Source organism: Streptomyces sp. NPDC055239, from assembly GCF_053606205.1.
In genome coordinates this window covers 12,268-35,285 of sequence record NZ_JBSGRD010000002.1, presented here as the reverse complement: position 1 = coordinate 35,285, position 23,018 = coordinate 12,268, and the positions used below count along the sequence as shown (strand labels likewise).

At 69.2% G+C, this 23,018-nt stretch carries 17 protein-coding genes; 7 read left to right on the top strand and 10 right to left on the bottom strand.

The window, feature by feature from the left end:
• Window positions 1–103 precede the first annotated feature (103 nt).
• Complete coding sequence (locus ACWFRJ_RS06400) at window positions 104–274, top strand: hypothetical protein (protein ID WP_453525103.1); 171 nt, start codon at window positions 104–106, stop codon at window positions 272–274.
• Window positions 275–314: 40 nt separating this feature from the next.
• On the opposite strand, the gene ACWFRJ_RS06395 is transcribed toward ACWFRJ_RS06400, so the two are convergent.
• Window positions 315–947 carry a TetR/AcrR family transcriptional regulator gene (locus ACWFRJ_RS06395; RefSeq protein ID WP_453525102.1) on the bottom strand — a complete coding sequence of 211 codons (633 nt, stop codon included), beginning with the start codon at window positions 945–947 and terminating at the stop codon, window positions 315–317.
• A gap of 148 nt (window positions 948–1,095) precedes the next feature.
• Between ACWFRJ_RS06395 and ACWFRJ_RS06390 the strand changes: the two genes are divergently transcribed.
• Entirely contained in the window at window positions 1,096–2,013 is a 918-nt protein-coding gene (locus tag ACWFRJ_RS06390) for an ABC transporter permease (RefSeq protein ID WP_453525101.1), read from the top strand.
• A complete protein-coding gene (locus tag ACWFRJ_RS06385; protein WP_453525100.1) occupies window positions 2,006–2,845 on the top strand; it encodes an ABC transporter ATP-binding protein in 840 nt (279 codons plus the stop codon). Before ACWFRJ_RS06390 ends, ACWFRJ_RS06385 begins: the two co-directional genes overlap by 8 nt.
• Window positions 2,846–2,863: 18 nt before the next feature.
• On the opposite strand, the gene ACWFRJ_RS06380 is transcribed toward ACWFRJ_RS06385, so the two are convergent.
• From ACWFRJ_RS06380 to ACWFRJ_RS06370, 3 genes are read right to left on the bottom strand one after another with little or no spacing between them, the layout of a single operon-like run.
• Window positions 2,864–4,024, bottom strand: coding sequence for a glycosyltransferase (locus tag ACWFRJ_RS06380; protein ID WP_453525099.1), 1,161 nt, complete (start codon window positions 4,022–4,024; stop codon window positions 2,864–2,866).
• Window positions 4,021–6,897 carry a bifunctional glycosyltransferase/CDP-glycerol:glycerophosphate glycerophosphotransferase gene (locus ACWFRJ_RS06375; RefSeq protein WP_453525098.1) on the bottom strand — a complete coding sequence of 959 codons (2,877 nt, stop codon included), beginning with the start codon at window positions 6,895–6,897 and terminating at the stop codon, window positions 4,021–4,023. Before ACWFRJ_RS06375 ends, ACWFRJ_RS06380 begins: the two co-directional genes overlap by 4 nt.
• A gap of 46 nt (window positions 6,898–6,943) precedes the next feature.
• Window positions 6,944–11,890 (bottom strand): NAD-glutamate dehydrogenase, encoded by a 4,947-nt coding sequence (locus ACWFRJ_RS06370; protein ID WP_453525097.1) that lies wholly within the window; start codon window positions 11,888–11,890, stop codon window positions 6,944–6,946.
• Window positions 11,891–12,404: 514 nt separating this feature from the next.
• On the opposite strand from ACWFRJ_RS06370, the gene ACWFRJ_RS06365 reads away from it, so the two are divergent.
• Window positions 12,405–12,971, top strand: a complete 567-nt coding sequence (locus ACWFRJ_RS06365) for a DJ-1/PfpI family protein (protein ID WP_453525096.1) — start codon at window positions 12,405–12,407, stop codon at window positions 12,969–12,971.
• 31 nt (window positions 12,972–13,002) lie between these two features.
• Here the strand turns inward: ACWFRJ_RS06365 and ACWFRJ_RS06360 are convergent, their stop codons facing one another.
• Both ACWFRJ_RS06360 and ACWFRJ_RS06355 read right to left on the bottom strand, forming a co-directional pair.
• The gene (locus tag ACWFRJ_RS06360; RefSeq protein ID WP_389908625.1) at window positions 13,003–13,680 is read right to left on the bottom strand and encodes an HAD family hydrolase; all 678 of its coding nucleotides are present in this window, start codon (window positions 13,678–13,680) and stop codon (window positions 13,003–13,005) included.
• A 196-nt stretch (window positions 13,681–13,876) separates the two neighbouring features.
• Window positions 13,877–14,359: a DUF6912 family protein gene (locus ACWFRJ_RS06355; RefSeq protein ID WP_453525095.1), complete on the bottom strand. Its 483-nt coding sequence runs from the start codon at window positions 14,357–14,359 to the stop codon at window positions 13,877–13,879.
• Between the two features lie 291 nt (window positions 14,360–14,650).
• Between ACWFRJ_RS06355 and ACWFRJ_RS06350 the strand changes: the two genes are divergently transcribed.
• Window positions 14,651–15,097 carry an Rv3235 family protein gene (locus ACWFRJ_RS06350; protein ID WP_453525094.1) on the top strand — a complete coding sequence of 149 codons (447 nt, stop codon included), beginning with the start codon at window positions 14,651–14,653 and terminating at the stop codon, window positions 15,095–15,097.
• 90 nt (window positions 15,098–15,187) lie between these two features.
• Here ACWFRJ_RS06350 and secA read toward each other — a convergent pair whose 3' ends face one another.
• Window positions 15,188–18,025 carry a preprotein translocase subunit SecA gene (secA, locus tag ACWFRJ_RS06345; protein ID WP_453525093.1) on the bottom strand — a complete coding sequence of 946 codons (2,838 nt, stop codon included), beginning with the start codon at window positions 18,023–18,025 and terminating at the stop codon, window positions 15,188–15,190.
• 223 nt (window positions 18,026–18,248) lie between these two features.
• Here secA and ACWFRJ_RS06340 point away from each other — a divergent pair, with 223 nt between their 5' ends.
• Together ACWFRJ_RS06340 and ACWFRJ_RS06335 are read left to right on the top strand one after the other, a co-directional pair.
• Window positions 18,249–18,821: a GNAT family N-acetyltransferase gene (locus ACWFRJ_RS06340; protein ID WP_453525092.1), complete on the top strand. Its 573-nt coding sequence runs from the start codon at window positions 18,249–18,251 to the stop codon at window positions 18,819–18,821.
• 120 nt (window positions 18,822–18,941) lie between these two features.
• The gene (locus tag ACWFRJ_RS06335; protein ID WP_453525091.1) at window positions 18,942–20,132 is read left to right on the top strand and encodes a winged helix-turn-helix domain-containing protein; all 1,191 of its coding nucleotides are present in this window, start codon (window positions 18,942–18,944) and stop codon (window positions 20,130–20,132) included.
• A gap of 34 nt (window positions 20,133–20,166) precedes the next feature.
• On the opposite strand, the gene ACWFRJ_RS06330 is transcribed toward ACWFRJ_RS06335, so the two are convergent.
• The 3 genes from ACWFRJ_RS06330 to ACWFRJ_RS06320 form a co-directional block, all read right to left on the bottom strand.
• Complete coding sequence (locus tag ACWFRJ_RS06330) at window positions 20,167–20,910, bottom strand: response regulator (protein ID WP_453525090.1); 744 nt, start codon at window positions 20,908–20,910, stop codon at window positions 20,167–20,169.
• 195 nt (window positions 20,911–21,105) lie between these two features.
• Window positions 21,106–21,798: a ribosome hibernation-promoting factor, HPF/YfiA family gene (gene hpf / locus ACWFRJ_RS06325; protein WP_453525089.1), complete on the bottom strand. Its 693-nt coding sequence runs from the start codon at window positions 21,796–21,798 to the stop codon at window positions 21,106–21,108.
• 316 nt (window positions 21,799–22,114) lie between these two features.
• Complete coding sequence (locus tag ACWFRJ_RS06320; RefSeq protein ID WP_453525088.1) at window positions 22,115–22,918, bottom strand: ComF family protein; 804 nt, start codon at window positions 22,916–22,918, stop codon at window positions 22,115–22,117.
• Between the last annotated feature and the right edge of the window lie 100 nt (window positions 22,919–23,018).

The window sequence follows — 23,018 nt, the reverse complement described above, 5'->3', positions numbered from 1 at the left end:
GGTCCGGGAGAGGACACCATCGTCACGCCGCCCGCGACCGGGGAGAGTTGATCACACGGCGGGACACGAACCCCGCCCCACCACCGACTTGAAAGGCCCCGCCATGAAGGCCCTGCTCTGGCTCGTCCTCGCGATCGCCCTGGTCACCAACGTCTCCACCAGCTTCGCCTTCGACGGGGTGCAGCAGGTCCTGATCAGCGTCTGCACCGGCATCGCCACGCTCGGCTCGGGCACGGCCCTGTTCCTGATGCGGGAAAGGCACCCCCAGGCCTGAGGACCCACAACGCCCACACCACTCACACCACTCACACCGCTCACAACGCCCGAAGCGCCGCCGCCGTAGCCGTCGCGAGACTGCCCAGGTATCCCTTGGGCAGCTCGGCCCGCACCACCACGGAGCGCCAGTAGAGCGGCCCCGACACCAGGTCGAGGGCCAGGTCCTCGTCGACCCCGTCCCGCACCTCGCCCCGCGCCACGGCCGCCCGCACGATGCCGTTCGCCACCCCGTGCTGCCCCTCCCGCAGCGCCTTCTGCATGGCCTCCGCGATCTCCGGGTTGCGTGCCGCCTCCGCCTGCAGATCCGGGATCACCTGCGAGGCAACCGGGTGCCGCAGGGCGCGCGACGTCACCTCGTAAAGCAGCCGCAGATCACCCTCCAGGGAGCCGCTGTCCGGCATCGGGAGGCCCTGGACCGCTATCGCGGACACCAGGTCGAGCACGAGGTGCAGCTTGGAGCGCCAGCGCCGGTAGACGGCGGTCTTGCCGACGCCCGCTCGGCGCGCGATGCCCTCGATGGACATGCGCGCGTACCCGACCGCCGCCAGCTCCTCGAAGACGGCGGCCCTGATGGCCTCGGTCACGTCCTCGCGGAGCACCGCGGCCCCTGCGGGGGCTCTGCGGCGCGACTGCTCACGCGACTGTTCATCTCCTGGCCTGCTCGTCGTCATAGGGACAGCATAGAACGTGACGACGATACGGTTGCGTTCCGACGTCGAATCACTCTACTCTCGACGTGGCGACGATACGGTCCCGTCCCGACGTAAGGACGCCAGTACGCACCGCATGCCCCATGACTCCCGAGTGAAAGCAGCGGACGTGAGTCAGGTCCTCGACCCTCCATCCCGATCCGCGGACGCGGTCGCCGCGCCCGACCCCGCCGAGCTCGCCGCCCTGCACGGCCTGACCGTCAGCGGCGCCCGCCCCACGCTCCCGGCTTACGTCCGGCAGCTGTGGCAGCGGCGCCACTTCATCACCGCCTTCGCCACCGCCAAGCTCACCGCCCAGTACAGCCAGGCGAAGCTCGGCCAGGTCTGGCAGGTGATGACGCCGCTCCTGAACGCGGCGGTCTACTACTTCATCTTCGGCATGCTGATGAACACCAAGCGCGACGTCCCGGACTACGTCCCGTTCCTGGTCACCGGCGTCTTCATCTTCACGTTCACGCAGAGCTCGGTGATGGCGGGCACCCGCGCCATCGCGGGCAGCCTCGGCCTGGTCCGCGCCCTGCACTTCCCGCGGGCCGCGCTGCCGATCTCGTTCTGCCTGCAGCAGCTCCAGCAGCTCCTCTTCTCCATGTGCGCGCTCGTCGTGATCCTGCTCTGCTTCGGCGTACCGCCGACCCTGTCCTGGCTCCTGGTGCTCCCGGTCCTGGCCCTGCAGTTCACGTTCAACATGGGCCTGGCCCTCGTGATGGCGCGCCTGGGCAGCAAGACGCCGGACATCGCCCAGCTGATGCCGTTCGTCCTGCGTACGTGGATGTACGTGTCCGGCGTGATGTGGAGCATCGACGCGGTCCTCAAGGACCGGCACCTGCCGCACGTCCTCAAGGTCCTCCTGGAGAGCAATCCGGCCGCCGTCTACATCGACCTGATGCGGTTCGCGCTGATCGACAGCTTCCACGCGGACCAGCTCCCGCACCACGTATGGGCGTGGGCGCTCGGCTGGGCGCTGCTCGCCGGAGTCGGCGGGTTTATCTACTTCTGGAAGGCAGAGGAGACGTACGGCCGTGGCTGAGACGACAGCAACACTGACGAAGACAGATCCCCCCACCAACAGCCCCGCCGCCCCCGCCCCCACCGTCATCGCCGACGAGGTCGACATCGTCTACCGGGTGCACGGCGCGGGATCCGCATCGGGCCGGGGCAGCGCGACCGCCGCCCTCGGCCGCATCCTCAAGCGGGGCGGCAAGGACGGCGAAGAGTCCGGCGTGCGCAAGGTGCACGCCGTCAGGAAGGTCTCCTTCACCGCCTACAAGGGCGAGGCCATCGGCCTGATCGGCACGAACGGCTCGGGCAAGTCGACCCTCCTGAAGGCGGTCGCGGGGCTCCTGCCCGTCGAGCACGGCCGCATCTTCACCGACGGCCAGCCCTCCCTCCTCGGCGTGAACGCGGCCTTGATGAACGACCTGACCGGCGAGCGCAACGTCCGCCTCGGCGGCCTCGCGATGGGCATGACCCGCGAGCAGGTCCAGGAGCGCTACCAGGACATCGTCGACTTCTCCGGCATCAACGAGAAGGGCGACTTCATCACGCTCCCCATGCGTACGTACTCCTCCGGCATGGCGGCCCGCCTGCGCTTCTCCATCGGCTCGGCCAAGGACCACGACGTACTCCTCATCGACGAGGCCCTGGCGACCGGCGACCGCTCCTTCCAGAAGCGTTCGGAGGCCCGCATCCGCGAGCTGCGCAAGCGCGCGGGCACGGTCTTCCTGGTCAGCCACAACAACAAGTCGATCCGCGACACTTGCGAGCGCGTGCTCTGGCTGGAGCACGGCGAGCTGCGCATGGACGGCCCGACCGAGGACGTACTGAAGGAGTACGAGAGCTTCACGGGCGGCAAGAAGTAGCCGAGGCGCCCCGCCCGACTACCGCTCCAGGAACAAGAACAACTCCTCCCAGCGCCGCACGACCGCCTCGGTCGTGTAGCGCTGGATGTTCACCCTCGCCAGCTCCCCCATCCGGTCCCGCAGCTCCTTGTCGGACATCAACGTGTCGAGCCTGCGCGCCAGTTCACCCGTGTTCCCGAGCCGCGCGAGCAGCCCGTCGACGCCGTCCTGGACGATCTCGTGCACGCCGGGCGCGCAGTCGAAGGCGGCGCACGGCACCGCGGTGGCCATCGCCTCCATCAGCGCGAGCGGGAATCCCTCGCCCCGCGACGACTGCACGAACACCGATCCGCCCCGCAGCGCGCCCGGCACATCGCTGGTGCGCCCCATCCACTCCACGGAGCCGTCGAGGCCGAGGGACGTGCACTGCTTCTTGAGTATCTCCTCGTCCTCGCCGGAGCCGTAGATCCGCAGCTTCCAGTCCGGGTGCAGCGGCGCGACCTCCGCCCAGGTGTCGAGGAGCATGTCGATGCCTTTCTGGTCGTGCAGGCGGCCGATGCTGGTGACGATCTTCTCGGTGCGCCGCGAGGGCACATCGGGCATGAACGGCAGCGGGTTCGGCATGAAGGACGCGTTGTCCAGGCCCTGTCTGATCCACAGGTCGGCGTCCTCGCGGGTCAGCGCGAGCATCCGGTCGATGTCCTTGTAGTGCTTGCGCACGCGCGCGCCGCGCGAGGACGACCGGGAGTAGCCGAACGACTCATGGCTCATGCCGATGACCAACAGGCCGTCCGTGTCGGCGAGTTCGACCCACTCCATCGCCCACACCTGCGTGACGATGACGACGGCACCGGGTCCGGCCTGCGCGAAGAGCGCGGTCAGCTTGGCGGCCTGCTCCAGCATGCCCTCCGCGCGCCGTGTCCGCAGCCGGTGCTCGGCCACGTTGAGCCGCCCCTTGATGCCGCGCGCGGGGCCGACGCGCGGCGGATGCTCGTCGTACAGCGTCGTGGTGGGGTACGGCAGGTCCGTGCCGATGTCCTGCGGTTCGCCGGGCTCCGTGACGCCGATGACGTGCACGCGGTGGCCGCGCTCGACGAAGAGGCGTGCCATCTGGTGGGACCAACTGGTGATCCCGCCGAGCTCGTTGACGCTGTTGGAGACGAAGAAGATGTCCCGCCGGGGCGTTGCGTACTCGGTCATCGACGGCTCCCGCGCGAGGTGTCGGAGAGGTGCGAGAAGAACTGATCGACGACGCTCTTGGCGGCATCTCCCCGGTCGTACTCGCCGAACTCGGCCACGAACCGCGCCCGCGCCGCCCCGTACTCAAGGGCCTGCTCGTCAAGGGCGTTCAGCGGTTTCAGCGCCCCGAACAGCTCGTCCTCGGTGTCGAGCACCGGCCCGGGAGCCCGTTCCCGCAGGTCGAAGTAGGTGCCGCGGCCCTCGTGGACGTACTGCTCGTAGTCGTACGTGAAGAACAGCATCGGCCGGTCCAGGAGGGCGTAGTCGAACATCACGGACGAGTAGTCGGTGATCATCGCGTCGGCGAGCTGGTAGAGCGGTGTGACGTCGTGGTGTGCGGAGACGTCGATGACGCGGCCGCGCACGGACGGCGGGAGCACCACGTGGTTCAGGTAGTGCGAGCGCACGAGCAGCACGTACCGGTCGCCGAACTCCTCGGCGAACCTCTCCACGTCGAAGGGCAGCTCGAAGCGCCCGTGCCGGCCGCCGTGCCGCCGGAAGGTCGGCGCGTACAGGAGCACCCGCTTGTCGTCGGGGATGCCCAACTCCGCTGCCAGCGGCCCGCGTTCGCGCACACCGCTCGCGTCCTCGGCCCGCTTCGACCGCACCAGGGCGTCATTGCGCGGATAGCCGACCCGGAGCAGCACCTTCTCCTTGAGGCGCAGGGCCTTCGCGAGGGTGCGCACGTCGTGCTCGGACCGGATCAGGAAGCGGTCGAAGCGGTCGAGCACCCGCTCCTGCTCGCCCTGGCGCGCCTTGCTGCGCAGCTTCCAGGCGGGCTCGTCGAAGCCCATGCGCTTGAGCGCAGAGCCGTGCCAGGTCTGGATGTACGTCGTCCCGGGGCGCTTGGTGAGCTTGAGCGGGTAGCTCTGGTTGTCGACCCAGAACTCGGCCTGCGCGAGGGCCCGGAGATACGGCAACGACCAGCGCCGCACCAGCGTCGCGTCATCCGGGAACCCCTCGGGCTTCCCGGCGTAGGACCACACGGCGTCGAAGTCGAGACCCTGGCGGCGCATCTCCTCGTAGATCGCCCGGGGGCTGTCGCTGTACTGCTTGCCGAGGTGGCTCTCGAAGACGACCGTGCCCTTCTTCACCGGCAGGCGGCTGAACACCTCGTCGTACACGCGCAGTCTGCTCTGCCCGGACGTGAGGTCCTTGCGGAGCTTCTTCGCCCTGCGGAAGCCGGACTTGGCAAGCCGCCCCGGTACACCTTGCGTGCCGCGCGCCACCAGGTCCTGGATCCGGCCGCCCGCCGCGTCCCGCGTGACGAGCCGGAACGCGAGGTGCCCGCGCTGCGAGACCTCGGGCTCCAGATGATCGGCGACGAGCCGGGTCAGCCTCGGCCGCACCGGAAGCATCCCCTCGGCGAGCCCCGGAGTGCTCGGGGTGAGCCGCGTCCGGGTGCGTACGCCATCGGCGACGAGGTGGAGGCGTACGTCCCACACCGCGTCGACGACGCCGAGCGGACGCAGCTTGCGCGCGAGGTCGACCGAGGCCTCCCAGGTCACGCTCTCCCCCTCCTGCCGCACGGTGGAGACGGGGAAGCGGAAGGACTGCAGGCTGCGGCGCCGGGCGCTGAACTCGAGCTCGGCGGTGAGCACGGCGTCGGGGCCGACGATGCCGAGCGGGTTGGTGATGCGGCCCGCCATCTTCACGACTCCGGCCGACTCCTCGTAGCCGGTAAGGACATTGCGCAGGAACATCTGGTCGAGGCGCTTGCTGTGATAGCCGAGCGCGGTCACGTCCAGGACCTGGCGGCCGAACGGGTCGTCGAGGTGCTCGGCGCACCAGTACACGTGGCCGTCCCGCTCGGTGAGCGGCGCGGAGATCTTGTCGCGGTTGGTGAGGGTGTCGACGGCGGGAAGGAGGTTCTCCCAGTCGCCCTGCTCAAGGAGGTAGGCGCAGATGGCCTGGGCGGGCAGCACCTCGCCGTACGCGGCGCGGTCGATCCCGGCGAGGTAGCCGCGGGCGAGGTCCGCGAACTCCTGGCGGTAGGAGTCGTCGCGGAACGGCAGGTCGCGCAGGTGGAGCACCAGGTCGTGCTTGAGGAACTTGATGTCCTTGAAGAGCCGCAGCTCGTCGAGGCCGCGCTCCGCGAGCAGCGCGTCGATCCGGCGGTGGATCTCCAGGCGGTGCTGGAAGTTGGTCATCTCGTGGCGCCGGTTGGTCACCGACTTCGCGGCGGCGGTGGCGCGCTCGTGGACGTGCCAGAAGTAGACCTGGTTGGGGATGAGCGTGATGCGCCCGGCGGCGAGGTAGGCCTCGGCGATGAACATCAGGTCCTCGTAGAACATGCCCTTGGGGAAGCGGAGGGCGTTCTCGACGAGGAAGTCGCGGCGGTAGAGCTTGTTCGTGGAGAGCGTGTCCCAGACGAACAGGTCGGGCAGCTCGGTGACGGAATCCAGGGTGCGCGTCGTGGCGTAGAGCCAGGGGTACCACTGGTCGCGCTTCTTGTTGCGAGTGTCCATGGAAAGGCGTACGCAGAGCCCGGAGACGATGTCGGAGCCGTCGCGCTCGGCGGCTTCGAGGAGGTTGCGGCAGGCGTTGCGCTCCAGGACGTCGTCGCTGTCGAGGAACATCACGTGCGTGCCGACGGTGTGGCCGATGCCCACGTTGCGGGGTTCGCCGCCCGCGCCGCTGTTCTCCGGCAGCTGGTAGGCCCGCACCCGCTCGGGGTACTCGGCGGCCAGGCGCTGCGCCGTCCCGTACGAGTCGTCGGTGCTGCAGTCGTCGACGATGACGATCTCGACGCCGTGCAGCGTCTGGCCGAGCACCGACTGAACGGCGGTCGGCAGCCGCTCGGCGTCGTTGTAGACGATCACCACTACGGACACATCGGGTCTGGCCTCCGGCGCCCCCCTTGTGCTCTGGGCCAGGGGCCTACGAGTGCGTGCGCAGGAGCGTCCGCATCGTCCGCATGGCGACCGAGAGGTTCGCCAGGTCGAACGCGTCCGAGCTCTGGATCTCGTCCAGGGTCGTCCGCGACCGGCTCAGGATCGCCGCGTTCTTCTCCTCCCAGGCCTTGAAGCGCTGCTCGGGAGTGTCCTCGCCGTTCCCGGCGGCCAAGACGTCGGCCGTCAGGGCGGCGTGCGCCGCGTACAGGTCCTCGCGGATCGACGCGCGGGCCATCGACTGCCAGCGGTCGGCCCGCGGCAGCTCGATGATGCGGTCCATGAGCTGGGTGATCCGCAGCCGGTCGGCGAGGTCGTAGTAGACCTCGGCGACGGCCATCGGCTGCTTGTCCATGCGGTCCGCGATCGCCACGATGTCGAGCGACGGGAAGGCCGAGGAGAACCCGGCGACGCGCTGGGCGAGTTCGTCGGAGACGCCCGCGCCCGCGAGCTCGTCGCGGATGCCCTCGTACCACTCCAGGTCGGAGCCGCTGAGCAGCTTCGGCAGCTCGGTCCAGACCTCGGCGACACCCTCGCGGAAGAAGTCGATGGTCTCGGCGAGCTGGAGCGGCTGCGGCCGGTTGTTGAGCAGCCAGCGCGTACCGCGCTCGACCAGACGGCGCGAGTGCAGCCTGACGCGGGTCTGGACATCGGCCGCCACGACGTTGTCCAGGGCCTCGACCGCGTCCCAGACCTTGCCGAGACCGAAGATCTCGCGGGCCGCGAGCTGCGCCCGCACGATCTCCTCGAGCGAGGCCCCTGTCTCCTCACGCAGACGGTGCAGGAAGGTCGAACCACCCGTGTTCACCGTGTCGTTGACGAGGACCGTGGTGATGATCTCGCGGCGCAGCGCGTGCCCGTCGACCTGCTCGGGGAACTTCTCCCGCAGCGCCTCGGGGAAGTACGCGTGCAGCAGCCTGCGCAGGTAGTCGTCGTCCGGGAGCGTCGTCTGGATCAGCTCGTCGGCCGCCGTGATCTTCGTGTACGCGAGGAGCACGGCGAGCTCGGGCTGGCTGAGCCCGCGTCCTGAGCTCAGGAGCTCACGGATCTGCCGGTCGTTGGGCAGGAACTCCAGGCCCCGGTTCAGGTGGCCCGACTTGCCGAGCCTGCGCATGAAGCGCTGGTGGGCGTGGAGGAGGGACGGGGACTGGGCGACCGCGTTCGACAGGGCGGTGTTCTGCGCGTAGTTGTTGCGCAGGACCAGGGTGCCGACCTCGTCCGTCATCGCGGCGAGGAACTTGTTGCGCTGCTTGACGGTCATGTCGCCGTTGGCGACGACCGCGTTGAGCAGGATCTTGATGTTCACCTCGTGGTCGGAGGTGTCCACGCCCGCGCTGTTGTCGATGGCGTCGGTGTTGATGCGCCCGCCGGACCGCGCGAACTCGATGCGGCCCAGCTGGGTCAGACCGAGGTTGCCGCCCTCGCCGACGACCTTGACTCTCAGGTCGGCGCCGTTGACGCGGATGGAGTCGTTCGCCTTGTCGCCGACATCGCTGTTCGACTCGGCGGACGACTTCACGTACGTACCGATGCCGCCGTTCCACAGCAGGTCGACCGGCGCCTGGAGGATGGCCTGCATCAGGTCGGCCGGGGTCATCTTCGCGATGCCCCGTTCGATGCCGAGGGCCTCGCGGATGTTGTTGTTCAGCTGGATCGCCTTGGCGCTGCGCGGGAAGATCCCGCCGCCCGCGGAGAGCAGCTCCTTGTTGTAGTCCGCCCAGGAGCTGCGCGGCAGCTCGAAGAGGCGGCGGCGCTCGGCGTACGAGGTCTCGGCGTCCGGCCTCGGGTCGATGACGATGTGCCGGTGGTCGAAGGCGGCCACCAGGCGGATGTGCTCGGAGAGCAGCATGCCGTTGCCGAACACGTCACCGGACATGTCGCCGACGCCGACGACCGTGAAGTCCTCGGACTGGGTGTCGGTGCCCAGCTCCCGGAAGTGCCGCTTGACGGACTCCCAGGCGCCGCGGGCGGTGATGCCCATGCCCTTGTGGTCGTAACCGGCGGAGCCGCCGGACGCGAAGGCGTCGCCGAGCCAGAAGTTGTAGGACTGGGCGACCTCGTTCGCGATGTCGGAGAACGTCGCGGTGCCCTTGTCGGCGGCGACGACGAGGTACGTGTCGTCCTCGTCGTGGCGCACGACGTCGGCCGGCGGCACGACCTCGCCCCCGACCAGGTTGTCGGTGATGTCGAGCAGCGCCGAGATGAACGTCTTGTAGCAGGCCACGCCCTCGGCCAGCCACGCGTCGCGGTCCACGGACGGGTCGGGCAGCTGCTTGGCGACGAAGCCGCCCTTGGCGCCGACGGGCACGATGACGGTGTTCTTCACCATCTGCGCCTTGACCAGGCCGAGGATCTCGGTACGGAAGTCCTCACGCCGGTCGGACCAGCGGAGCCCGCCGCGGGCGACCTTGCCGAAGCGCAGGTGGACGCCCTCGACGCGCGGCGAGTACACCCAGATCTCGTACGCCGGACGCGGCGCGGGGAGGTCGGGGATGGCCTGCGGGTCGAACTTCATCGAGACGTAGTTGTGCGGCTTGCCGCCCTCCGCCTCCTGGAAGAAGTTCGTGCGCAGCGTCGCCTTGATGACGGTGAGGAAGGACCGCAGGATCCGGTCCTCGTCCAGGGAGGCGACCTGGTCGAGCGCCCCGTCCAGCTCCTCCATGAGCCCGTCGGTCAGCTCGGTCCCGGCGCGCTGGCGGTCCGGGGACATCCGCGCCTCGAAGAGCGAGACGAGCAGGCGGGTCGTGTGGACGTTGTTGAGGAGGGTGTCCTCCATGTAGTCCTGGCTGAAGGTGGAGCCCGCCTGGCGCAGGTACTTGGCGTAGGCGCGGAGCACCATCGCCTGGCGCCAGTTGAGCCCGGCCCGCAGGACGAGCGAGTTGAAGCCGTCGACCTCGGCCTCACCCGCCCAGGCGGCGGCGAAGGCCTCCTGGAAGCGCTCGCGGCCGTCGTCGCCGAGGTAGTCGCCGTTGCCGTTCTGCGGCTTGGGCATGCGGAGCCCGAAGTCGTAGATCCACGCGTTCGTACGGTCCGTGCAGCGCAGCTCGTAGGGGCGCTCGTCGGTGACCTCGACGCCCAGGCGCTGAAGCACCGGAAGGACCGCGGAGAGCGAGACCTGGCCGCCCGAACGGTAGATCTTGAAGCGGCGCTCACCGGGGGCGGCGCCCACCGGCTCGTACAGGCTCAGGGCGAAGTCCTCGCGCCCCTGCTTCAGCTGCTCCAGGTGCACCAGGTCGGCGACGGCGGCGCGCGGCGTGTGGTCCGCCTTGTAGCCCTCGGGGAAGGCTCCCGAGTAGCGGCGGAGCAGCTCGGCTGCGCGCTCCTCGCCGCACTCGGCGGTCAGCGCCTCGCCGAAGCCGTCGGCCCAGGAGCGTGCGGCCTCGACGAGCCGTGCCTCGATGCGGTCGGTGTCGGCGTCGGTGAGCTCCGGAAGCCCGCCGCCCGGCGCGACACGGACCACGAAGTGCAGCCGGGAGAGGATCGACTCCGTGTTCCAGGCGGTGAAGTCGACGCTGTCGCCGCCGAGCTCCTCCTTGAGGATGTCGATGATCCGCAGGCGTACGCCGGTGGTGTAGCGGTCACGCGGCAGGTAGACGAGCGCCGAGTAGTAACGGCCGTACTCGTCCTTGCGCAGGTAGAGCCGCAGCCGACGGCGCTCCTGGAGGTAGAGCACGGACGTGACGATGGAGCGCAGCTCGTCGGGCGGGGTCTGGAAGAGCTCGTCGCGCGGGTAGGTCTCCAGGATCTGGAGCAGGTCGCGGCCGTCGTGGCTGTTGGGCGAGAAGCCCGCGCCCTTGAGGACCTCCTGGACCTTGCGGCGGATGACCGGCACGCGGCGCACGGACTCGGTGTACGCGGCGGACGAGAAGAGCCCGAGGAAGCGCCGCTCACCGACGACGTTGCCCTCGGCGTCGAACTTCTTCACGCCGACGTAGTCGAGGTAGCTGGGCCGGTGCACGGTGGCACGGCTGTTGGCCTTCGTGAGCACCAGGAGCCTGTGCTCGCGGGCCTTCGCGCGCGCGTCCGCGGGCAGCCGGCTGAAGGAGGGGCTGACCGGATGGTCCTCCTCCCCGTCGTGCTGCGGGTCGGCGCGCAGGATGCCGAGGCCGGTGCCGGGCACCGCGGCGAGCGAGTCGTCGTCCGTCAGGTTGTACTCACGGAAGCCGAGGAAGGTGAAGTGGTTGTCGGCCAGCCAGCGAAGGAGCTCGCGCGCCTCGCCGACCTCCTGGTCGAGCAGGTCGTTCGCGGTCGGCTCGGTGGGCAGCTCGTCGGCGATGCGCAGTGCGGCATCGCGCATCTTCTCCCAGTCCTCGACGGTCTCGCGCACGTCGGAGAGGATCCGCAGCAGATCGGCGGTGATCTGCTTCAGGTCCGCACGGTCGGTCTCGCGGTCGGTCTCGACGTGGATCCAGGACTCGGTGACCGCGTCGTGCGGGCGCTCCGTTCCCGGGTCCGTGAGGACCTCCAGGAGCTTTCCGGTCAGATCCCGTCGTACGACGACCTGGGGGTGGATGACGACATGGATGCCGCGCCCCTGCCGCGAGAGCTCGTTGGTGACCGAGTCGACGAGGAAGGGCATGTCGTCGGTGACCACCTCGACGACGGTGTGGCTGCACGTCCAGCCGTTCTCCTCGACCGTCGGCGTGTGCACGCGGACGTTGGCCGTGCCCTGTGGGCGGGTCTCGGCGAGTCGGTAGTGGGAGAAGGCTGCTCCGAAGACGTCGACCGGGTCTCGGTCGGCGAGGTCCTCCGGGGCCGTGTGCAGGTAGTAGCGCTGGAGGAACGCGAGAGCCATGTCCTGGTCGGTCGTGGCCTCTTCGCCCTTCGACCCGGTCGGTGCGCCACTCGGTAGGCGGCCACCGACCGGGCTGTTCTCAGCTACCCGGGCCGCCCGTGCGAGCAACTCGGCTTTGGCTTCGTCCAGCTTGTTCTGCATTGTCCTCTGACTCCTGTCGCGCGCCGTTGCGTGACGTAGAAGGAAATGATCCGACGTAACGCCACGACGCGGGGTCTCCGGTCGAAGTCGACGTTATGCCGCGGTGAGAGATGAGCGGGCGGTTATCCGCCATTTTCAGCGGTTTCGCTGATCGATGGCTGGGAATAGTGGGCTGTCCGCACCACGAAGAAGCGTCAGCGACGCCCCGGGCACGGATGTCCTCCGTGTTCCCCGGGCGCAGGGCGGGGGCGTACACGCCCCCGCGGGATATCGCGCTGATCACGGCTCCAGGCTATCGCCCTCCACCCTGGGCTCGTCATGAGCCGGATGTGTACAAAACAAGGGGTGGAACTTTGACACTCTGCACAGGAACTATCGCGCCATCCGTCAACCGCCCGCCCTCTTGGCAAACCGGACGCACGGATGCACGTTGAGCGGGACGGACAGACGGACAACAACGGACAGCGCGCGACGGGCCGGATCCGGTCCGCCCACGATTGGGGAGCGAGCACCGATGGCAGCCAAGATCCTGATAGTGACCGGTGACGCGGCGGAGTCGCTGGAGGTCCTGTACCCCTTCCAACGGCTGCGCGAGGAGGGGTACGACGTCCACATCGCCGCCCCCGCCCGCAAGAAGCTGCAGTTCGTGGTGCACGACTTCGAGCCGGGCTTCGACACGTACACGGAGAAGCCGGGCTACACGTGGCCCGCGGACCTCGCCTTCTCCGAGGTCGACCCCGGCCAGTACGTCGCCCTGGTGATCCCCGGCGGCCGGGCCCCGGAGTATCTGCGCAACGACCCGGAGCTCCGCAAGATCCTCAAGTCCTTCTTCGACACGGACAAGCCGATCGCGCAGATCTGCCACGGCCCGCTCCTGACGGCGGCGATCGGCGGCCTGAGCGGCCGCAGGGTGACGGCGTATCCGGCTCTGGAGCTGGACATGCAGACGGCGGGCGCGACGTTCCAGGACGCGGAGGTGGTGGTCGACGGCACGCTGGTCTCGGCCCGCGCGTGGCCGGATCACTCGGGCTGGATGAGGGAGTTCTTGACGGTGCTGCGCGCGAAGGCACCTGCCACCTAGGCGGGGTGCACCCGGACCCGGGGGGGGTGGCCTAGGCTGCCAACCGCTCGGCCACCTCCACGGCCTCGGCGAGACTGTCGACCACGGGAACCTCGACGCCGACAGCCTCCAGGCTGGCCCTGCTGTGCGAGCCCCCGGTGTAGAGCACGGCCCGCGCACCCACGTGCGCCGCCGCCACGGCATCGTCGACGGCATCACCGATGACGACTATCCGCTCGGCGGCGGCCACCCCTTCCAGGGCCGCGAGGTGGCGCACCATCCGCTCGGCCTTGCCGGCGTGCGAGGTGTCCATGCGCCCGTCGATGCGCACGAAGTGCTCCTCGATCCCGTGCCGCCGCACGATCGGCACGAGGTGCTCGTGCGGCGCGAGCGAGAGCAACGACTGCGTACGTCCGGCCGCCCGGCGCCCGGCGAGCAGCTCGGCCGCACCGTCGGCGAGGCCGCACGCCTCGGCCCGCGCCCAGTAGTGCTTGTGGAACACGGCGTCCATGACCTGCCACTCGGCGTCCGTGGGAAGGCGTCCCATCAGCCGCTCGTAGAAGAGGGGGATGGGGACGCAGTACAGATCCCGGTACCGCTCCAGCGTGATCGGATCGAGCCCGATCTCCGCGAACGAGGCGTTCGTCGACTCGATCACCGCATGAATGTCATGCAGCAGCGTCCCGTTCCAGTCCCACACGATGTGCGCCCCGCGCTGAAGCTTCCCCATGGGGGAACGGTACCCGCGCGCCGGACGGGCCCACCCTTGGGTTGTTGGTCCAGGTCGGATGCGGGGCAATCGGGCGGGTGGGCGGGAAAGCTCGTTCGTCCAGAGGTAGACGCGGGGCAATCGGGCGGGTGGGCGGGAGAGCAAGCTCGCCCAGAGGCAGACGCGGGCCCCACCGCCCCAGCCCCGCAGGGAACCCTCAGCCGATCAACCCAGGAATCTCCTGCGTGGCAAACCAAAGAAGCTCATGATCCTCAACCCCGTCCACAAGGGCCCCCGCATCCCCGTCCACAGCTGCAGCAACATCCGCCACAGCGTCCTCCGCATCTACATGCACGGCGGCAACCTTCTTCATCCCCAAAGCCCCGGTGACCCGCACCTCACCGACCCCAAGCTCATCCGCCCCCGCGCCCTGATCCCCCGGATCCACCGCGCCGTCCGCCACATCCGCAACCAGCACGACCCGCCGCCGAGCAGCCCCCGCATCCCCGGCGATCAGCCGCAACGAAGAGAGCGCCGCCCGCCCAAGAGCGGCGTACTCCAGCTCCTCGATGTCGTCCGAGGCGTACCACTCACGCAGCGCGGGCGTCACGGCATAGGCGGTCAGCGGCCCCGGACCCAGCTCGCCCGCCTTGTACACCTCGGCGAGGCTGCTCAGGGTCAGGGGAACGTAGACACGCATGACGGCCCGCTTTCACAGTGGTCAAAGATCAGACTCCCAGAATACGCGCGGGAGTCCCCCTTCGAGCTGCGCCCCGTACCCACCCCCCGCGTCACCCGAAACGCCCGTCCTTCACCCGGCACACCTCAGCGCCCCCAAGGCACCGGACACCCCCGATCACCCTGATGGGTGAATCCCCCGGCCCCGCCCCCGGCAGCGGCACCCCCTTGCGACCCCCGCCTCCACCCCCGTACAAGATCTCCAACGGAAGTTACCAGCCAGTACCGGAGGCGACACGGCATGCAAAAGGTGATGACCAGGCCCCGTACCCGCCCGATGACCACCCGCCCACCGGGCCGCACGGACACCCGCCGCCCCACGGCGGCCCCAGCGGCACGTACGGCGGCTCGCCCCCTCAGGACCCCGCCCCAGCCCCCACCGCACCCCACAGAGCTCTTCACCGAGCGCCTGCTCCTGGTCCTCAGCGGCCAGAAGCCGGTCCACTGGGCGGCCCGCCACATCGCGCACACCGCCTTCGACGACGTGACCCGCCTCGCCGAGCTGGCTCCCCTGAACGTGAACGGCCGCCGCCCCACGATCCACCGGATCGGCCACTACGAACCGCGCCCCGGGGTCTACGAGGTCTTCGCGAGGATCGGTACGGGCCCCACCCTCAGGGCCCTGGCCTTCCGCCTGCACCTGGGAGCGGACCAGAGGTGGCGCTGCACGGCGGTGGAAGTGGGCGCGCCGGCGAAGTAGCAACGCGAAGGTCCACACAGAACTCAACGCAAAGGGCCGAGCGCACCTCTCGGCGCCCGGCCCCAGCAGTCCCGCTAAAGCGTCCCGCGACTACTTCTTGCGGCGACGCCCACCCTTCTGGGCCTTGCGCCGCTCGGCGCGCGTCGTACCGTCCGAGTCGGACCGTGCGCCCGCGTCCTCGGTCTCGAAGTCCCCCTCGTCGACCCCGCCCTCGGCGTTCGGCGCCTGGAAGTGGAGACGGTCGGGACGCTGCGGGGCGTCGAGCCCCTTGGCGCGGATCTCGGGACGGCCGTTCCCGGCGGGAACGGCGTCCTTCTTGTCCAGCGAGGTCGCAGCCGCGTCCGTCACCGGAACCTCCTCGACCTGCTGCTCGACCTGGACCTCCAGGTTGAACAGGTAGCCGACGGACTCTTCCTTGATGCCGTCCATCATGGCGTTGAACATGTCGAAGCCCTCGCGCTGGTACTCGACCAGCGGGTCCTTCTGCGCCATGGCGCGGAGGCCGATGCCCTCCTGGAGGTAGTCCATCTCGTAGAGGTGCTCGCGCCACTTGCGGTCGAGGACCGAGAGGACCACGCGCCGCTCGAGCTCACGCATGATCTCGGAGCCGAGCTGCTCCTCACGCGTCTCGTACTGCTGGTGGATGTCGTCCTTGATGGACTCGGAGATGAACTCGGCGGTCAGACCCGCGCGGTCACCCGCGTCCTCCTCCAGCTCCTCGATGGTGACCTTCACCGGGTAGAGCTGCTTGAAGGCGCCCCACAGCCGGTCCACGTCCCATTCCTCGGCGAAGCCCTCGGCGGTCTCCGCCGCGATGTACGCGTCGATCGTGTCGTCCATGAAGTGCGTGACCTGGTCCTGGAGGTTCTCGCCCTCCAGGACGCGGCGGCGCTCGCCGTAGATGACCTCGCGCTGGCGGTTGAGGACCTCGTCGTACTTCAGGACGTTCTTACGCGTCTCGAAGTTCTGCTGCTCGACCTGCGACTGGGCGGACGCGATCGCGCGCGTCACCATCTTGTTCTCGATCGGCACGTCGTCGGGGACGTTCGCCATGGCCATCACGCGCTCGACCATCTGCGCCTTGAAGAGCCGCATCAGGTCGTCGCCGAGCGAGAGGTAGAAGCGGGACTCACCGGGGTCGCCCTGACGTCCCGAACGACCGCGCAGCTGGTTGTCGATACGCCGCGACTCGTGCCGCTCGGTGCCGAGGACGTAAAGACCACCCAGGTCCTTGACCTCCTCGAACTCCGCCTTGACGGACCGCTCGGCCTTCTCCATGGCGGCGGGCAGCGCGGCGGCCCACTCCTCGACGTGCTCGACGGGGTCGAGGCCGCGCTGGCGCAGCTCCGCCTCGGCGAGGTCGTCGGGGTTGCCGCCGAGCTTGATGTCGGTGCCTCGTCCGGCCATGTTCGTGGCGACGGTGACGGAGCCCTTGCGGCCGGCCTGGGCGATGATCGGCGCCTCACGGTCGTGCTGCTTGGCGTTGAGCACTTCGTGCTGGACGCCGCGCTTGGAGAGCTGCTGGGAGAGGTACTCCGACTTCTCCACGGACGTCGTGCCGACCAGGATCGGCTGGCCCCGGTCGTGCTTCTCGGCGATGTCGTCGACGACGGCGGCGAACTTCGCGACCTCGGTGCGGTAGATCAGGTCCGACTGGTCGGCACGGACCATGGGCCGGTTCGTCGGGATCGGCACGACGCCCAGCTTGTAGATCTGGTGGAACTCGGCGGCCTCGGTCATGGCCGTACCGGTCATGCCGCAGAGGCCGGGGACTTCCTTGCCTCCGTGGTCCTGGCGCTTGTAGAGGCGGAAGAAGTTCTGAAGGGTGATGGTGGCAAGGGTCTGGTTCTCGTCCTTGATGTCCACCCCTTCCTTCGCCTCGATCGCCTGGTGCATGCCCTCGTTGTAGCGGCGGCCGGCGAGGATACGGCCGGTGTGCTCGTCGACGATCATGACTTCGCCGTCGATGACGACGTAGTCCTTGTCGTTCTTGAAGAGTTCCTTGGCCTTGATGGCGTTGTTCAGGTAACCCACGAGCGGCGTGTTCACCGACTCGTACAGGTTGTCGATGCCCAGCCAGTCCTCGACCTTGGAGACACCGGGCTCGTGAATGGCGACGGTGCGCTTCTTCTCGTCGACCTCGTAGTCCCCGGTCTCCTCGATGCCCTTGAGGGTGTTGCCGGGCTCGCCCTTGGAGAGGCGGGTGACCAACTTGGCGAAGTCGCCGTACCACTTGGTGGCCTGGTCGGCGGGGCCGGAGATGATCAGCGGCGTACGGGCCTCGTCCACCAGGATCGAGTCGACCTCGTCGACGATCGCGAAGTTGTGGCCGCGCTGCACCAGTTCGTCCTTCGACCACGCCATGTTGTCGCGCAGGTAGTCGAAGCCGAATTCGTTGTTGGTGCCGTACGTGATGTCGCAGCTGTACTGCTCGCGGCGCTGGGCCGGGGTCATGTTGGCGATGATGCAGCCGACGCTCAGACCCAGGAACTTGTGGACGCGGCCCATCATCTCGGAGTCGCGCTCGGCCAGGTAGTCGTTGACCGTGATCAGGTGCACGCCCTTGCCCGACAGGGCGTTGAGGTATGCGGGAAGGGTGCCGACGAGGGTCTTGCCCTCACCGGTCTTCATCTCGGCCACATAGCCGAGGTGCAGGGCGGCGCCGCCCATCATCTGGACGTCGTAGTGCCGCTGGCCGAGGGCGCGCTTGGCGGCCTCGCGCACGGTGGCAAAGGCTTCGGGGAGGAGGTCGTCAAGGGTCTCGCCGTCGGCGTAACGCTCCTTGTACTCCTCGGTCAGCGCGCGCAGCTCGGCGTCGGAGAGGCTGACAAAGTCCTCTTCGATGGAGTTGACCTGGTCCGCGATGCGGTGCAGCTTGCGCAGGATCTTGCCTTCGCCTGCACGCATGATCTTCGAGAGGACGGACACGAGGGTTGGTCTCCTTGCCGGTCGGGCCTGGCATGGTCGGTTTACTCATAGGGCAACGGCCATCGTAAGCGAGGAGCGGGCCGCGCCGGGAGGTCTGCCGATACGTCAACGGACGGGGGGCCTGGAAGGTGCCGGGTTGTGCCGATCAGCGCTCGGCGAAATGCGGGTGAAAGGGCGCTGAAAAGCACTGGCCTCAGCTCCCTCGCCCCCGCAGAATCGCCGAATGGAGCCCGTCACCCTCACCACCGAACGTCTGTGCCTGCGCGCCTTTACGCCCGCCGACACGGACGAGACGTACAAAGCCTGCCAGGACGCCGACATCCAGCGCTGGACCACGATCCCCTCGCCCTACGCGCGCGCGGACGCGGCGGGCTTCATCACGCGCATGGTGCCGGACGGCTGGCGCTACGACACGGAGTACACCTTCGCCGTACGTCCCCGGGACGGCGGCCCCCTGATCGCCGCCGCGAGCCTGCACCACCCGCGCTCGGGCGCCTGGGAGGTCGGCTTCTGGACGGCGAAGGAGCACCGGGGCAGCGGCTACATGACGGAGATCGTCCTCGAACTGGCCAGGTGGGCCTTCACCGACCTGGGCTGCACCCGCCTGGAGTGGCGCGCCGAGGTCGGCAACGCGGGATCGCGCGCCGTGGTGGAGAAGGCGGGCTTCACCTTCGAGGGCACCTTGCGCGGCGCCCTCCTGAACAAGTCCACGCTCCGTGACTGCTGGGTGGGCGCCCTGCTGCCGAGCGACGTCGGCCTGTCGCCGGTCCAGCCGTATCTGCCGGCGCGGGGCTGAGTCCGGGACTGAGCCCCGGACTGAGGAACGGACTGAGCCCGGGACTGAGGACCGCCCCGGCCTCCGAGCCGTTCACGCGGGCCACGGGCGTTGTCAGTGGTGCCCTCTATGGTTTCCGGCATGACGAGCCTGCCGCGCCCCGCCATCGCCCTGTCCGCCGACGAGGCCCGCCGCATCGCGCTCCGCGCCCAGGGGTTCATGGGAGCCCCGGACCGCAGATCCGGTGTGCGAGGCGTGCTGCGGCATCTCGGCGCGGTCCAGCTCGACACGATCTCGGTCCTGGCCCGCTCCCACGAGCTCATTCCGTACGCGCGTCTGGGCGCCGTGGGCCGCGACAGGGTCGAGGCGGCGTACTGGGACGGGGCGTCGGCGGGCGCGGGCCCCGCCCGGCCGCACGCTTTCGAGTACTGGTCGCACGCCGCGTGCATCCTGCCCATCGAAGAGTGGCCGCACTTCGCCTTCCGCCGCCGCGCCTACCGCACCCGCCCGCACTGGCACCACGACCTGCCCGACGGTGCGTACGACACGGTCATCAAACAGCTCACCGTCGAAGGCCCCCTCACCGCCACGGAGCTGGGCGGCGCGAAGAACAAGGGCGAGTGGTGGGACTGGTCCGACGCGAAGGTCGCCGTCGAGCGCGCGCTGATGTACGGCGAGGTGGTCTGCACCGAGCGCCGCAGCTGGAAGCGGGTGTACGACCTCGCGGAGCGCGCGATCCCGGACACGCTGCTCCATGACGACCTGGACGACGCCGAGTGCCTGGTCCGCCTGGTCCGCCTCGCCGCTCGATCGCTCGGCGTCGGCACCCGCGCGGACATCGCGGACTATCACCGCCTCAAGGGCGAGCAGTTCGACGCCGTGGTCGCGGACTCAGGGCTCGTCCCGGTGACGGTCGAGGGCTGGGACAAGCCCGCCTGGGCCGACCCCGCGGCCCTGGAGACGACCCCGCGCGGCCGCCACCGCACGACGCTCCTCTCGCCCTTCGACTCCCTGATCTGGGAGCGGGCCCGCACGGAGCGGATCTTCGGCTTCACCCACCGCCTGGAGGCGTACGTCCCCAAGCCGAAGCGGATCCACGGCTATTTCGCGATGCCGGTGCTTGCCGGGGGCCACCTGGTCGGCCGCGTGGATCCCGCCCGTGAGGGCAGCACGCTGGTCGCCAAGCAGGTGTCGCTCGACAGCCCCAAGGCCGTGCCCGCGGTCGCTCAGGCGCTGCGTGAGGCGGCCTCCTGGGTGAACTGCGACTCCGTCCGGGTGGAGCGCGTGAACCGCCCCGAGCTGACCGCCGAACTGGTCCGCGCCCTGGGCTGAGCCCGCGCCCTGAGCTGAGCCCGAGCCGCGGGCCTCACCTGATCTCGAGGATCTTCTCCCGCATCGCGTACACGACCGCCTCCATCCTGGAGTGCAGCTGCAGCTTCTCCAGGATGTTGCGCACGTGGTTCTTCACGGTGTTCTCGGAGATGAACAGTTCCTTCGCGATGTCGCGGTTGTTCATCCCCGTGGCCACCAGCTTCAGGACTTCCAGCTCGCGGTCGGTCAGCCGCGGCGCGGGCACCAGCCTGCGCTCGTCGGTGCGCTGGATCATCGACTTGAACTCGGTGAGCAGTTTCGACGCCATGGACGGGCTGATCTGCGACTGCCCGTCGGCCACCGCGCGGATCGCCGTGGCCACCTCGTCCGTGGAGATCTCCTTGAGGAGATAGCCCGTGGCGCCCGCCTTGATCGCTTCGTAGAGGTCGGCCTCCTCGTCGCTGATCGTCAGCATGATGATCTTGGCGCTGGGCGCGACCTCCTTGATGGAGGTGCACGCCTCGATCCCGCCGCGCTTGGGCATGCGTACGTCCATGAGGACGATGTCCGGCAGCAGGTCCGCGGCCTTGTCCACCGCCTCGGCGCCGTCGCCCGCCTCCCCGACCACCTGGATGTCCTCCTCGGCGGCGAGGACGATCTCCAGGCCGCGGCGGAAGAGCGCGTGGTCGTCCACCACAAGGACCCTGATGGGTTCCTTGCGCGGTGCGCCCGTGTCCGTGCCGATGCCCGTGCCGCCGTCGGCACTCTCATCCCGCATCGGTCCGAAGCTGTCCGCCATCGTTCCTCCCCCTGAAGGCCATGGCCCGTTGTGCGTTGGCTGCCGCCAACCCGAGGCAGCAGCACACCGGTTGGCCGTCTCCGTCCATGATTTCATGCCCGGACGGCCGTGCGGTGCGCGCAGGGGTCGCACGATGGTGCCCCTGGGGGCGCACATGCGCTCCAGAGGCACCATCTCACCCTCGGCCGACCGAGGTCAGCCGCCGAGCGCGCCGCCCCCGCCGCCCGTCTCGGGCTGCGCGACCATCGGGTCGGTGTTCAGGCGGATGACGCCGTAGTCGTAGGCGTGCCGCCGGTAGACGACGCTCGGCTCCTTGGTCTCCGAGTCGACGAACAAGTAGAAGTCGTGCCCGACGAGTTCCATCTCGTAGAGCGCCTGGTCGAGCGACATCGGCGCCGCCACGTGGGTCTTCTCGCGGACCACGAGCGGGCCTTCGCCCTGGATCTCCAACGAGCCGATCCTCTTGACGGGCACGCCGTCCGGCTCTTCGTCACGCGCGATGGTGCCGTCCCCGTTGAGAGTCGCCGCGTCCGGCACCCGCTCGGCCACTTCGGCGGCGGAGAGCCTGCCGGTGCCGCGCCGGTTGTGGCGCTTCTCGTGCTCCTTGCGGAGCCGTGCGTCGAGCTTGGCCGTGGCCAGGTCGAGCGCCCCGTACGGATCGGTTGCCGAGGCCTCCGCGCGGATCACGGGTCCGCGTCCGCGGAGTGTGATCTCCACGCGGTCGGAACGGTCGGCCTGACGGGGGTTGGTTTCCTTGGACACCTCGACGTCGAGGCTGATCACCTTGCCGTCGAGCTTCTGGATCTTCTCCAGGTTCAGCTTCTCGGCCACGTGCTTGCGGAACCGCTCGGGTACCTCGGTCTTGCGGCCCTTGACGACGATGTCCACGCAGAACTCCGTTCCCGGATCGCCCCGCTTCGGCGGCGGAGCATCCCCTCTTTGCACCAGGCCCCGGTGACTCCCGGAGCCTCGGACTCGGTGACTTCCACCTCCTCCTCCCCCACGAACAAGATCTCCACCCCGACCGGCCAGGGTGTTTACAGAAAACCCCGACGACCGGCATTCCGATATGCGAGGGACGGCGTCCGCCATTCCTCACAACTGAAGATATCTCGCTCGGGCGGATGGCGTCACCCTCTACCGCCGCATACCTCCATTCAGGTGTATCGACCCTCTCACTACCTGCAACGATGCAAGTTCCCAATCAGTTCCGGTTTATTCCGAAAGAATCCGGTGAGGAGGCGACAACAGCTGCGGTGATCGTGTTCTCGCACGCTATTTCACGGGCTGTTACCGCCGCGCGCCTTTCTTTACCTTCCGTGTATGCGTCACATATTGCGCGGGCCGCCTCCGCCAAAGACGCGCCCGTGGTCATCAGGTCGTCCACGATCACGACCCGACCACCGTCGCCGCCGTCGGCGATGAGCCGCCCACCACCCGCGGTCACCTCCAGGGCGCCCTGGAGATTCGCCTGCCGCTGCCGGGAGTTGAGCCCCGACTGGTCGGCCACGGCACGCCGCTGGCGCAGCACGCAGAGCACCCGGGCCCGCGTCCCGCCCCGCCGCAGCTCAGCCGCGGCGGCCAGCGCGATCCGCCGTACCGGATCGTGCCCACGCGCCCGCACGGCCCCACGAGCCGACGGCACGGGCACGAGCAGTACCGGAGCGTCACCATGTACGGGAGCCGCGCCACGTACTGAAGCGTCACCGTCCCTCAGCCGCAGCCCCGCCCGCACCGCCCCGGCCAGACCCGCGCCCAGCGGCCCCGCGAGTCCCAGCGCGCCCCGCTCCTTGTGCGCGAGCAGCACCGCCCGCACCGCGCCCTCGTAGGGAGCCGCCGCGTGCACCACCGGAAGGCCGGGCGGCCGTGGATCGGGGCGCACTCTGCGCGGCACGGCACCGCACAGAGCGTCGCCGCACTGAGCGCAGAGCGCCGCGCGAGGCCTGCCACAGCCTCCGCACTCGGCCGGCAGCACCAGATCGGTGAGGTCCTGCCACCACCCCGGCATGCCCACCACTGTGCCAACCCGCGCGCGACGCTGCCACCCCTGTGGACAACCGCCTGTGGACAACTCCACCGCGCGGAAGAGTCGTTGGGGCGCGTCACCC